Below are 12,895 nucleotides of genomic sequence, written 5' to 3'. Positions count from 1 at the left end.
ATCCGCCATGACAGACAATCCCGCGCCGAGCCCTACTGTGCATCTGATTCGCCACGAATGAACATCACATTCCGGATGTCATTCAGTCGCCAAGAGTGACATTGAGCTGGATCTGTCCGGGTGCCCGGCGGATGGGCCGGCCTGCGTCGGCCCTCGGCCCTCGGCCCTCGGCTCGGGCCCGGCCCAATGATCCCCTGATCGCAACGGCGCTACCGGCGAATCCTTACCGAACCCGAACAGGACCCTCGCCGGTTCCTGATGTCGCGCCGCCATCCTCGGTGCCATGGCTCTCGCCACCACATCCGGCCCAGCCGCCACCACACCGGGCCGGGCCAGCCCGCCCGCACCGGCCGAGGGGCGGGCGGCGCTCGCGCTGCTGTTCCGCCGGGCCGGTTTCGGCGCCCGCCCGGACGAGCTCGACGCCGCCGAGAAGGCCGGCTTCGAGGCGACCGTCGACAGCCTGCTGCGAGCACGCGACCGCCCGGATCCCGCCGCGGCGGCACCACCCGACCTCGACCAGGAGGCCGACCACCGACCACCGGACCTCGCCGACAAGGCGGCCCGCGCAGCCTACGCGAAGGGCCTGCGGGAGCGCACCGAGGCGCTGATCGGCTGGTGGCTGCGCCGCATGGTGGCGACTGCCGACCCGGTCACCGAGAAGCTGACCCTCTTCTGGCACGGCCACTTCGCCACCTCCATCCAGAAGGTGCGGTCACCGGCCCTGATGCTGGCGCAGAACGAGATCCTCCGCCGCGCCGGCCGCGGCCGGTTCGACGAGCTGACGCTTGCGGTCGCCCAGGACCCGGCGATGCTGCTCTGGCTGGACGCCGGCCGCAACGTCAAGGCCAACGCGAACGAGAACTTCGCCCGCGAGCTGATGGAGCTGTTCACCCTCGGTATCGGCGCGTACGGCGAGACCGACGTCCGCGAGGCCGCGCGGGCGTTCACCGGCTGGCGGGCCGACCGGTCCGGGCGGTTCACCGTGCTGGCCCGCCAGCACGACTCCGGCACCAAAACCGTGCTGGGGCATACCGGGAACCTCGGCGGCGAGGACGTCATCGACCTGGTGACGCACGCGCCGGCGTCCCCGCGCTGGGTGTGCTCCCGGCTGTGGAGCCGGTATGCGGCACCGGTGGCACCGGGCGATCCGGCGATCGCCGGGCTGCTGGCCGCCTACGGTCCCGGTCTCGACACCGGCGCGGCCCTGCGCGCGCTGCTGCTCGCGCCGGGCCTGCGCGCCACCGCCGGGGGGCTGGTCGTCCAGCCGGTTGAGTACGTCGTCGGTGTGCTCCGCGCGCTGCGGCTCGCGGTGCCGGAGCCGGGGGCGGCGACGGGTGCGGCGGGTGCGGCGGCGCCGAGCCGCCTGATCGCGGTGCTGCGCGGCCTCGGGCAGGTCCCGTTCGTCCCGCCGAGCGTCGGTGGCTGGCCGGCCGGCGGCGCCTGGCTTACGACCGCGGCGAGCCTGACCCGGACCCGGTTCGCCACCGCCGTCACCGGCCTGGCGGACCTGTCGCCGGTGGCGGACGTCCCGCCCGGTGAACGGGTCGACGCCGTGGCCCGCCTGCTCTCGGTGCCGGCGTGGAGCACCCGCACCCGCGACGCGCTGTCGGCGGCCCGGGACGACCCGCGGCAGCTGGTCACCCTTGCCCTGCTCGCCCCCGAGTACGTCGTCACCTGACCGATCCCGATCCCGATCCCAGCCCCGGCTCCGGCTCCGAACCGCGGCTCCGGCCCCGGCTCCGAACCGCGGCCCGGCTCCGAACCGCGGCCTTGACACCGAACCGCGAACCCGTCCCGACCCGGAAGGACCGCCATGCCGCTGAGCCGCCGCCGTTTCCTCCTCGCCTCCGGCGTGACCGGGGCGGCGGCCGTCGCCGCCGGGGCCGGGGCCGTCAGCTGGGATGTCCTGCACGACGCGGCGACCCGGCGACCGCTCGCGGACGGCACCGGGATTCTCGTGATCGTCACCCTCTACGGCGGCAACGATGGGCTCGACACCGTCGTGCCCATCGAGGACCCGGCGTACCGCACCGCCCGCGGCGATCTCGCCGCGGCGGCCCAGGACGTCCACCCGCTCGCCGACGGCCTCGCGCTCGCCCCGGCGCTGTCCGGCCTCGCCGGGTTGTGGAACGCGGGCCGGCTCGCGGTCGTGTCCGGAGTCGGGTACCCCGAGCCGGACCACAGCCACTTCCGGTCGATGGCCATCTGGCAGTCGGCGTCGCCGCGCACGGCGTCCACCTCCGGCTGGATCGGGCGGTGGCTGGACGCCACGGCGACGCGCGCCGGGTCGTCCGGCGGTGATCCGCTGCTCGCGCTGGCGATCGGGCCGACGCTCCCCCCACTGCTCGTCGGCGAGCACGCGGTCGGCGCGGCCGTCCCCACCGGCCAGTTCGCCGCGCCGGACGGCCGGGAGGGGGAGCTGCTGCGGACGCTGTACCGCCCCGACCCGGCCGACAGCCCGCTGCGGGCCCGGGTGGCGCGGTCCGGGGCCGACATGTTCACGGTCGCCGGAGCGCTCGGGCCGGTGCTGGCCGACGCCCCCGAGCGCGCCGCGGGGACCTCCGGCCAGCTCGAGGGCGCGGCGACCGGCGGTGACGACGCCGCTGCCGGCGCCGCCGGTGGTGCCGGTGCCGCCGGGGATGGAGGCGATGGCGGTGAGCTGGGCGTGCAGCTCGACGTGGTGGCCCGGGCGATCGGCGCGGGGGTCCCGACCCGGGTCTACTCGGTGAGCCTCGGAGGCTTCGACACCCACGCCGCCGAAAGCGGCACCCACGCCCGCCTGCTCCGCGAGCTCGACGCCGCGCTGACCCGCTTCGACCGGGCCCTGGCCGCCGGCCCGCGGGCCGGCGCGGTGACGACGATGGTCTACTCGGAGTTCGGCCGGCGGGTCGTGCCCAATGCCAGCGGAGGAACCGACCATGGAACGGCGGGCCCCGTGCTGATCCTGGGCCACCCGGTGCGCGGCGGCTGCTTCGGCGAGCAGCCCAGCCTCACCGCGCTCGACGACGGCGACCTGCGGGTGACCACCGACTTCCGCTCGGTGTACGCGACCCTGCTGGAAGGCGTGCTCGGCACCGAGGCGGACGTCGTCCTCGGCTCGGACGCGCGCCTTCCCCGCCTGGCGTTCCTCTGATCAGCCGGTCATGCGGGTGCATCCGGTCCGGTCGCAGAATCCCGAGCCTCGGGCCGCCGCTTCCGCCGCTTCCGCCGCATCCGCTGAGCAAGGAGGAAGGATTTTGGCTGCTACAACGACCAAAATCCTTCCTTCTTGCGGATTGTCAAACGACTATCCGTCCTATTTGCGGCTAATAGCATGAATTGCTGGCGCTGTGCGGGGGCGCGGGATCCCCGGTGGGTCGCCGCGTGGCGGGCGGGCACGGATCGCGAGGTCGATACAGGTAGGCGAGCGCAGCCGGTGCCGGCGCGGCCGACCGCGGCAAGCACACTCAGACCGGTGGATACCCGCGTGCCCGCGGACAGGGACGACCGCGCCGACCTGATCCTCGTGATCGAGGACGAGGCGCACATCGCCGCGCTCATCCGCATGTACCTCGCCCGGGAGGGTTTCGAGGTCCAGATCAGCACCGACGGCCCTACCGGCCTCGCCGCCGCGCGCGCCCTCGCGCCCGCCGCCGTGATCCTGGACGTCCGCCTGCCCGGCCTGGACGGCCGCGAGCTGCTGCGCACCCTGCGCGCCGAGGGCGACTGGGTTCCGGTGCTGATGGTGACCGCCCGGGACGAGGAGGTGGATCTCGTCGTCGGGCTCGAGCTCGGTGCCGACGACTACCTGACCAAGCCGTTCTCCCCGCGGGAGCTCGTCGCGCGCCTGCGGGCCGTCCTGCGGCGGACGTCCGGCCCGGCGGCCGCGGCCAGAGCCGCGTCGGCGCGGGACGCGCCAGCGCCCGGCACGGCCCCGGAACCGAGGATGGCCCCGGACTCGAGGAGGGCCCCGGACTCGAGGACGAGCCCGGACCGGATCTCGGACTCGATCTCCGGCTCCGAACCGGGCCGCCTGCTGCGTGCCGGCGAGGTCCGGCTGGATGTGGACCGCCGCCGGGTGACGGCCGGCGACCGGGAGGTGAACCTGACCGCCACCGAGTTCGACCTGTTGGCGGTGCTGATGCGCCGGCCCGGCCTGGTGCACACCCGGGACCGCCTGCTGGCGGAGGTCTGGGGCTACCAGGCGGCGGCCGGCAGCCGGACCGTCGACGTCCATGTGGCGCAGCTGCGCGCGAAACTCGGCCCGGCGAGCCCCCTGCGCACCGTCCGCGGCGTCGGCTACACCGCCGATGCGTGACGGCCGGCGGCCCGTCGGCCTCGCCGCGCGCATCGCGTTGGCGACCACCGCCGTCGCGGTGCTGGCGGTGGTGCTCACCGGAACGATCTTCGCCGGTCTGGTCGGGGGCGCCGCGGACGACGAGGCCCGCCGCGCGCTCGGCCGGCAGGCGGACGTCGTCGCGACCCTGTTCGCCCGGCCGAACGCCACGGCGGACCTGAGAGCCGGGGTGGCCCGGACGATCGCGGCCCAGCGGGTGACCTTCGTGCGGGTCACCCCCGACGGCCGCCCGATCACCCGCCAGGGTCCCGGGTCCGGCCACGGCCTCGAACTGCCCACGGAGGTCCTCACCAGGATCGGCGCCGGGCAGGACGTCGGCGCGGCGCGCACGGTCGGTGGCCGGCGGGTGATCGTGGCGGCCAGGCCGCTCGACGGCGGCGGGGCCATCGCGCTGGTGCAGCCCGCGGCCGAGAACGGTGAGCTGGCCGGCGCGATGCTGCGGAGGTTCGGGATCGCGCTGGCCGGCGGGCTCGCCGCGGCGACGGCCGTCGGGCTGCTGCTCGCCCGCCGGCTCGCCCGGCCGCTGCGGCGCCTCGCCGAGGTGGCCGACCAGCTCGCCGCGGGGCGCCGAGACCGTGACCCGCGGTCCGCCGTGCGCCCGGAGCACATGGCCTCGGAGCATGCGGCACCGGCTCGGGCGGGCCGTCCGGCGAGGTTGGGAGGTCTGGAACCGGCGAGGTTGGGAGGTCTGGAACGGTTGGGAGGTCTGCGGCGGTCGGGCCGTACGGAGCGGGTGGCCGCGGAGCCGGTGACCATCCGTTCCGGGCCGGCGGAGGTCGCGGACGTCGGCGCGGCGCTCGACGGTCTCGCCGCCGCGCTCGCCGAGAGCGAGGACCGCCAGCGCAGGTTCCTGCTGTCCGTCTCGCATGAGCTGCGCACACCGCTGACCGCGGTGCGGGGCTTCGCCGAGGCCCTCGCGGACGCCGTGACCGAACCGGCCGACGTCGCCAGCACCGGGCGCATCATTCTCGGCGAGGCCCAGCGCCTGGACCGGCTGGTCAGCGACCTGCTCGACCTGGCCCGCCTCGGCGCCGACGACTTCCGCGTCGATCTCGCCGAGGTCGACCTGCGGGCGCTGGTTTCCGAGGCGGCCGCGGTCTGGCGCCCCCGCTGCGCGGCTGCCGGTGTCCGTCTCGAGGTCGAGCTGCCGGGCGTACCGGTGCCCGCCCGCACTGATCCGATGCGGTTCCGTCAGATCGTGGACGGCCTGGCCGAGAACGCCCTGCGGGTCGTGCCGGCCGGCCAGCCGGTGGTGATCGCGCTGCGCGCGGACCCGGTCGCCGCCCCGGTCACCGCCGTGATCGAGGTCCGTGACGGTGGTCCCGGCCTCACCGACGACGACCTCGCCGTCGCCTTCGAGCGTTCGGCGCTGTTCGAGCGCTACCGCGGCCGGCGGCCGGTCTCGACCGGGGTGGGTCTCGCGCTGGTCGCCGGCCTGACCCGCCGGCTCGGCGGCACCCCCTTCGCCGGCCACGCCCCGGAGGGCGGCGCCGCCTTCGGTGTCTCGCTGCCGGTAGGCGACGATGCCACAGCGACCGACCACGAAGGGGGCGTGTATGCCGGAGACCGTTGAACCGGCGAGTGAACCGGCGAGCCCGGCCGCCGGGCGCCGGTGGCGGCTGCCGATGGGTGCGCGTTCCGCCGTGGAGCCGCACCGGGCCTCCACCCCGCTGGAGCTGCTGTTCGACCTGACCTTCGTGGTGGCCATCGCCGCCGCCGCGGCGGAGCTCGGGCATGCCGTGGCCGACGACCACCTGGGCCACGGTGTCGTCGGTTTCGTGATGGTCTTCTTCGCCATCTGGTGGGCCTGGATGAACTTCACCTGGTTCGCCTCCGCCTATGACAGCGACGACGTCCCGTACCGGCTGCTGACCCTGCTGCAGATGGCCGGGGTGCTGGTGCTCGCGGCGGGCGTGCCGGCCGCCTTCGACGACACCGACTACACCGCCGTCACCGTCGGCTACGTGATCATGAGGGTCGCGATGGTCACGCAGTGGGTGCGTGCCGGTCGGGGCGATCGGGCCAGCCGGGCGACCGCGTACCGCTACGCGCTGGGCACCGCCGTGATCCAGGCCGGCTGGCTCGCCCGGCTCGCGCTGCCGGACACCGCCGGGCTGATCGCGTTCTTCGTACTCGTGCCGCTGGAGCTGGCCGTCCCGCCGTGGGCCGAGCGCGCGGCCCGGACGTCCTGGCATCCCCATCACATCGCCGAGCGTTACGGGCTGTTCGTCATCATCGTGCTCGGGGAGAGCGTGCTGGCCGCGTCCCGGGCGCTCGCGCCGGCCGTCGAGGCGGGCGCGACCACCGACACCGTCCTGCTCGGTGCCGGCGGGCTGCTGCTGCTCTTCGGATGCTGGTGGCTGTACTTCGCGGCCCCCGCCGGGCACGGGCTGGCCCGCCACCCGGAGCGGGCGTTCGGCTGGGGTTACGGCCATTACGGTGTCTTCGCCGCGCTGGCCGCGCTGGGTGCCGGTCTGGAGGTGGCGGCGGAGACGCTCGTCCACCACATCAAGGTGTCCGACGGTGTCGTCGGGTTCGCGATCGCGCTGCCGGTCATCGCGTTCCTGCTGCTGGTGTGGGTGTTGCACGCCCCGTTGCACGCGTTCCCGATCACCGGCCTCGGTGTCGTCATCGTCGCCTGCGGCGCACTGGCCGCCATCGCCGCCGCGGCCGCGGCCGGGCTGCCACTGCCCTGGTTCGCGGTCCTGGCGGCGCTGCCGGTGTGGGCGCTGGTCACGCTGGTGGTGATCCTGGACGACCGCCAGGCCCGCGCCGCCTGAGGCCAGCGGAGGTTTGGCGAGTCGCAAGAGCGAAGAATTTTGGTTGTTCCGACGACTAAAATCCTTCGTTCTTGCGGGTCGCCTGGCGAGTCTGCGGGCCTTTTGGTATGAACTACCGGTTTTGCGTGGCGGTGCGAGCCTCCCTGGCCATCACGCTCAGGCGTCCAGCGGCGTTCGTCGGGTGGCTACGGCTGGATGGTCACCGGCTCGCGCCCAGGTCGCGGGCCAGCGCGAGGGCCGTGCGATGCAGCGCGGCGAGCGGCACGACCGTGGTGACGAGGCCGAGGTCCTGAGCCTGCGCGGCGGTCAGGATGGCGCATGCCGAAGCCGAGCTGCCGGCCCCGGCCGGAGCGCCCACCGAAGTCGGGCCGCCTGCCGTGACCGGGTCGCCTACCTGTGCCGCGCCGTCTGCCGTGGCCGGGCCGCCGCCCGTGCCGGTCACGGGACGGGCGAACTCGGCGTCGTCGGCGGCGACGACCAGGTCGCAGGGGGAGCAGAGCAACACCCCGCCGGCCATGCACCGGCCCTGGACCGCCGCGACCGCGGGCTTCGGGATGTCGCGCCAGACCTGGGCGTAGTGGAGCTGCTGGCGGACCTCCCAGTCGTGGTCACCACCGCACGCACCGGCCGCGGCACCCACCGTGCTGCCGGTGCCGGTGCCGGTGCCGCTGTCGCCGGAACCTGCACCGGTTCCGGTTCCGGGCCGGACGGTGCCGGCTCCCGTGCGGTCGCCGGAGCCGCCCGGCCCGGCGAAGAAGTTCGGGCCGGTTGATCTCAGCACGATGACCCGGGCCCGACTGTCCGCCGCGGCGGTCTGCCAGGCGTCGTCCAGTTCGCGCAGGAGCTGCGCGTGATGGGCGCCGCGGGCGCCGTGCTCCTCGACGGCGCGGGGTCGACGGAACGTGATGACACCGATGTGATCGTCGACGACGTCGTACCCAACATGCTCGGGACGCATCGGTCTCCTTCGCCGGAAGCAGGCGGACGGATGCAAACCGTGATCGACGGCCCCCGAAATTCGGTGCCGATGCCGCATTGACCCACACCAGCACACCGAGGGTCAACAGGTCCAAACACCGGCGACCGGTGGCGTCCCGAGCCCGTGCGGTCGCCGGGTGCCAGGGTGAAACGGGCGACTGGAAGGGGCTGGTGTGGAGATCACCGGAATGATGCTCGCGCTGCTGGAGATCCCGGCGGAGTTCACCGCGGAGTACAACCGCTGGTACGACCTCGATCACATGCCCGAGCACCTCGCCAAACCGGATGTGCTGGCCGGCCGCCGCTACGTGGCTGCTCGCGACCTGCGCGCCGCGCCGGGGATCATCCGCTCGGACCTGCTCGGCGGGCATCCGCCGTACCTGACCACCTACTGGTTCGGCGGGCCGCTCGACATGTGCGGGGAGCAGGCCCGCGAGGGCTGGCTCGCGCTGGACCGGACGATCCTGCGTTCCGGGCGTTTCTGGCGGCCTGGCCGGGCGCGGCACAACTCGCGGTGGCGGGTCACCTCGGCGTGGACCCGCCCCGGCTGCCTGGTCCGTCCGGTGGCCGTGCCGTACCTGGCCCACCGTGGGGTGATCGTGGCGCTGGGGCGGGCGCCGTCGGCCGACCGGCTGGGCGAGGCGGTGGACTGGTGGGAGCGGGTGCACCTGCCCGACCTGGCCGCGGTGCCCGGCGTGCTCGCCGCGGTCCGGCTGGGCTGGGCTGACGACGTGGCTCGTCCGGAGGCTGATTCGGGCGCCGCGCCGGGGGTCGATCCGGGCCAGGGGCCGTCGGCACAGGAGCGGGGCGCCTCCGACGCCTTCGACGCCTCCGACCTGGTGTTGCACCTGCTGCTGTGTGAGGACGATCCCGCGGCCGTGATGGAGCGGATCGACCGGGCCAGGGTGTACTGGCGGGCCGTCGGCCGGTACCCGGCCCACCGCGGGGCGTACGAGGAGCTCGCCTTCCTGCCGTACCGGTCGATCGTCCCACTGGAGTACGACTTCGAGATCGGCGCGGACGACGAGGCCGCCACCGGGAAAGCCGCCGGAAGCGCCACCGGGACAGCCGCCGAGAGCGCCACCGGGACAGCCGCCGAGAGCGCCACCGGGACAGCCGCCGAGGCCGCCGCCGGGAGCGCTGGCGAGGCTGCCGCCGGAACGGCTGACGGGTGAGCTGACCGGTGTCCCAGTTGCGGGGCTGGTCGGCTGCTGGCGACACCCGGCGCAGGCCAGTATCGCTGCTGCTGGGGGGTCCGCTCCGGGTCCGGGCGTCCGATGTCGCGGCAAGGGTTGAACGCCGGTCAAATACGCCTATAAGTTTTTGTCACCTCCTGCGGACCTGGATGTCGCGTGAGGGCTCGAGCAAGTTGGAGGTATCAGACTGTGCTGCTGGAGTTGGACGCTGATCAGGAAGTCCTGCGGGAGGCGACGGCCCGGTATCTGACCGACCGCGTCCCGGTCGACCGGATCAGGGCGCTTCGTGACGACCCCGCCGGCTTCGACGCGGGCTACTGGCAGGCCGGGGCGGAGCTCGGCTGGACGTCCCTGCTGGTGTCGGAGGAACACGGCGGTGGGTCGATCAGCGGGTCGCCCCTGGTCGACCTGACGATCGCCGCCTACGAGTTCGGCGTGCGGTCGGCCCCGGGCCCGCTGGCGTCGGCGAACGTCGTCGCCGCGGCGCTGAGCGCGGCCGGCGGCGAGGCGCACCTGGCGGTCCTGGAGGGGCTGCTGGCCGGGGAGACCATCGCGTCGTGGGCGCACGCGGAGCCCGCGCCGAACGACCGGCTGGGCACGATCACGCTGACCTGCCGGGTCGACGGCGACGAGATCGTCCTCGACGGGGTGAAGCGGCCGGTCGAGTCGGCCGCCCAGGCCGGGTACCTGCTGGTCACCGGGCGCGCCGAGGAGGGCCTCACCCAGGTGCTGGTCCCGACCGACGCACCCGGGATCACGATCACGCCCCTGAAGACGGTCGACCTGACCCGGCGCTTCTCGACGGTGCGGTTCGACGGTGTGCGGGTGCCGCGCAGCGCCGTCGTCGGTGAGCTGGGCGGTGCCGCGGAGCAGGTGGAGCGCCAGCTCCAGATCGCGCTGGTGATCCTGACCGCGGAGAGCGTCGGCGCGATGCAGACCGCGTTCGACCTGACCGTCCAGTGGGCTTTCGAGCGCTACTCGTTCGGTCGGCCGCTGGCCTCCTACCAGGAGCTCAAGCACCGCTTCGCGGACATGAAGTCATGGCTGGAGGCGGCGCACGCCATCAGCGACAAGGCGGCCGCCGCGGTGGACGCCCAGTCGCCCGACGCGGCCGAGCTGGTCAGCATCGCCAAGGCGTTCATCGGTGACTACGGGTCCGAGCTGCTTCAGGACTGCGTCCAGATGCACGGTGGTATCGGTGTGACCTTCGAGCACGACCTACACCTCTACCTGCGCCGGGTCGTGCTTGACCGGGCACTGTTCGGAACACCGGCCGAGCACCGGCAGCGCATCGCCGGTGTGGTCGAGCACCTCAAGGAGAGGTCAGCATGAGCACGGGCGCGACAGGCGGCAGCGCCGCGACGGCGAGCGACATCGAGGACGTCGAGAGCTTCCGGCTCCGGGCGCGGAACTGGATCCGCTCGAACCTGGCGCCGCTCGCATCGGACGCCCTGGTCGGCGTGATGCGGGCCAGCCACAGCGACGAGGAGGAGCTCGCCTCCATCGCCCGCCAGCGCGAGATCCAGCGGATGTTCTTCGACGCGGGTTTCGCCGGCATCTGCTTCCCCAAGGAGTACGGCGGGCAGGGCCTCACCCCCGAGCACCAGGCCGCCTTCAGCGAGGAGATCTCCGGGTACGAGTACCCGTCGGAGATCCAGGCGCCGACCTTCTCGCCGTGCGCCGCGGTGCTGCTGGACTTCGGCACCGAGGAGCAGAAGCGCCGCCACATCCCGGCGATCCTGCGGGGCGAGGAGCTGTGGATGCAGTTCCTGTCCGAGCCGAGCGCGGGCTCGGATGTCGCCGCGGCGCTGACCACGGCGGTCCGGGACGGTGACGACTGGATCCTCAACGGCTCCAAGATCTGGACGACCGGTGCCTGGTGGTCCGACTGGGGCCTGGTGCTGGCCCGCACGAACTGGGACGTGCCGAAGCACCGTGGTCTGACGGTCTTCATCCTGCCGATCCACCAGGACGGCATCGAGGTGAACCGCATCGAGATGCTCAACGGCAACAAGGAGTTCTGCCAGGAGTTCATCACCGATGTGCGGGTGCCGGACTCCGACCGGGTCGGCAACATCGACGACGGCTGGACCGTCGGCACCCGGTGGATGTTCCACGAGCGCATGCTGCACAACTCGCCCCTGGTCACCATTCCCAAGGGCGGGGCGCGCGGCAGCATCCGCGCCGCCCACCTCGTCGAGATCGCCCGCGACGCGGGCCGCCTCGACGACCCGCTGGCCCGGGACCTCATCGGCGAGGGCCGCACCCTCGACGTCGTCACCCACGCCCTGCAGGAGCGGGTCGCCGCCGGCCTGCGCTCCGGCCGGATCCCGGACCAGTCGGCGGCCGTCGGGCGGCTGTTCACCGGTGTGGTCGCCGCGCGGACGACGACGCTGGCCTTCGAGATCGCCGGCGGCACGGGCGCGGCCTGGGAGGACGCCGACGGCGCGACCGCCGAGTGCGGCAACGACTACCTGCTGCGGCAGGTGAGCTGCATCGGTGGTGGCACCACCGAGATGGCCCGCAACGTCGTGTCCGAGCGGGTGCTCGGCATGCCGCGGGAGCAGGCGCTGGACCGCGGGGTCGCGTTCCGCGACGTCCCGCGGGGCGGTTCCAGCCGCCGCTGACCGGCGCGCACCTGTACAGCGACGCGGGCCCCGTCCGGGACGTTCCGGACGGGGCCCGCGCTCGTTCCGCTCGGCCAGGTCAGCCGACCACAATCAATCCTCCCGGCCAGCCGCCTGCTGACGGTGGCGTGGTCGTCGGCGTGGTCGGCGGCCCCGCCGGCCGGCTCAGGTGTTGCGGCCGCCGTTGACACCGATGACCTGGCCGGTGATGTAGCCGGCCTCCTCGGAGACGAGGAACGAGCAGGCCGCGGCGATGTCCTCCGGCAGCCCCGCGCGGCGGACCGGTGTGCGGGCCGCGAGCTCGTCGACCGTCGAGCCGAAGAAGCCCCGCTCCTCGTTACGGCGGGTCATCGGGGTGTCGATGAACCCGGGCGGAATCGTGTTGACGGTGATGCCGGCCGGACCGAGCTCCAGCGCGAGCGCCTTCGTGAAGCCCATGACGCCCGCCTTCGAGGCGACGTAGTGGGTCATGTACGGCTGGCCGCTGTGGGCGCTGGAGGAGGAGATGTTGACGATCCGGCCCCAGCCGGCCTCGACCATGTCGGGGACGACGGCCTGGCAGCAGTGGAACGTCCCGGTCAGGTTGACGGTCAGGATCGACGTCCAGGACTCGATCGTGATGTCGAGGAAGCGCTTGAAGCCCTCCTTGCCGGCCGAGTTGACCAGGATGGCGACCGGGCCGAGGCGCTCGCGGACGTCGGCCAGGGCCTGGTCGATGTTCGCGCGGTCCGCGACGTCGACCGTGGCGGACAGGGCCGTCCCGCCGGCTGCCCGGATCTCCTCGGCGACGCCCTCGGCCTCGCCGCCGTTGAGGTCGAGCACCGCCACCCGGGCGCCGTCCCGGGCGAGGCGTACCGCGCAGGCGCGGCCGATCCCCGAGGCGGCACCGGTGACGACGGCGACCTTGCCGGCAGGATTCCCGGCCATCTCGATCACGTCCTTTCCTGGGTGGTAGCCGGCGAGGAAAGCCGCCGGCGC

Annotated in this window: 10 protein-coding genes; 8 read left to right on the top strand and 2 right to left on the bottom strand. The window is 73.7% G+C overall.

What is annotated here, in order from left to right:
• The first annotated feature begins 283 nt into the window (after positions 1-283).
• The 5 genes from AWX74_RS20405 (at position 284) to AWX74_RS20385 (ending at position 7,116) form a co-directional block, all read left to right on the top strand.
• Positions 284-1,678, top strand: coding sequence for a DUF1800 domain-containing protein (locus AWX74_RS20405; protein WP_091279266.1), 1,395 nt, complete (start codon positions 284-286; stop codon positions 1,676-1,678).
• Between the two features lie 135 nt (positions 1,679-1,813).
• Positions 1,814-3,133 (top strand): DUF1501 domain-containing protein, encoded by a 1,320-nt coding sequence (locus AWX74_RS20400; RefSeq protein WP_091279264.1) that lies wholly within the window; start codon positions 1,814-1,816, stop codon positions 3,131-3,133.
• Between the two features lie 333 nt (positions 3,134-3,466).
• The gene (locus AWX74_RS20395; RefSeq protein WP_091279261.1) at positions 3,467-4,297 is read left to right on the top strand and encodes a response regulator transcription factor; all 831 of its coding nucleotides are present in this window, start codon (positions 3,467-3,469) and stop codon (positions 4,295-4,297) included.
• Positions 4,290-5,909: a sensor histidine kinase gene (locus tag AWX74_RS20390; protein ID WP_091279258.1), complete on the top strand. Its 1,620-nt coding sequence runs from the start codon at positions 4,290-4,292 to the stop codon at positions 5,907-5,909. The genes AWX74_RS20395 and AWX74_RS20390 overlap by 8 nt, the downstream gene beginning before the upstream one ends.
• Complete coding sequence (locus tag AWX74_RS20385) at positions 5,893-7,116, top strand: low temperature requirement protein A (protein ID WP_091279255.1); 1,224 nt, start codon at positions 5,893-5,895, stop codon at positions 7,114-7,116. Before AWX74_RS20390 ends, AWX74_RS20385 begins: the two co-directional genes overlap by 17 nt.
• A gap of 199 nt (positions 7,117-7,315) precedes the next feature.
• Here the strand turns inward: AWX74_RS20385 and AWX74_RS20380 are convergent, their stop codons facing one another.
• A complete protein-coding gene (locus AWX74_RS20380; protein WP_091279251.1) occupies positions 7,316-8,074 on the bottom strand; it encodes an enoyl-CoA hydratase-related protein in 759 nt (252 codons plus the stop codon).
• Positions 8,075-8,267: 193 nt separating this feature from the next.
• On the opposite strand from AWX74_RS20380, the gene AWX74_RS20375 reads away from it, so the two are divergent.
• The 3 genes from AWX74_RS20375 (at position 8,268) to AWX74_RS20365 (ending at position 11,917) form a co-directional block, all read left to right on the top strand.
• Complete coding sequence (locus AWX74_RS20375; protein ID WP_242666333.1) at positions 8,268-9,269, top strand: TraB/TrbI/VirB10 family type IV secretion system protein; 1,002 nt, start codon at positions 8,268-8,270, stop codon at positions 9,267-9,269.
• 210 nt (positions 9,270-9,479) lie between these two features.
• Positions 9,480-10,622 carry an acyl-CoA dehydrogenase family protein gene (locus tag AWX74_RS20370; RefSeq protein ID WP_091279248.1) on the top strand — a complete coding sequence of 381 codons (1,143 nt, stop codon included), beginning with the start codon at positions 9,480-9,482 and terminating at the stop codon, positions 10,620-10,622.
• A complete protein-coding gene (locus AWX74_RS20365) occupies positions 10,619-11,917 on the top strand; it encodes an acyl-CoA dehydrogenase family protein (RefSeq protein ID WP_091279245.1) in 1,299 nt (432 codons plus the stop codon). The genes AWX74_RS20370 and AWX74_RS20365 overlap by 4 nt, the downstream gene beginning before the upstream one ends.
• 165 nt (positions 11,918-12,082) lie before the next feature.
• Here the strand turns inward: AWX74_RS20365 and AWX74_RS20360 are convergent, their stop codons facing one another.
• Positions 12,083-12,844, bottom strand: a complete 762-nt coding sequence (locus AWX74_RS20360; RefSeq protein WP_091279488.1) for an SDR family NAD(P)-dependent oxidoreductase — start codon at positions 12,842-12,844, stop codon at positions 12,083-12,085.
• Positions 12,845-12,895 lie beyond the last annotated feature (51 nt).

This window comes from Parafrankia irregularis (assembly GCF_001536285.1).
Classification (GTDB): domain Bacteria; phylum Actinomycetota; class Actinomycetes; order Frankiales; family Frankiaceae; genus Parafrankia; species Parafrankia irregularis.
This window is presented reverse-complemented; position numbering and strand designations above follow the sequence as displayed.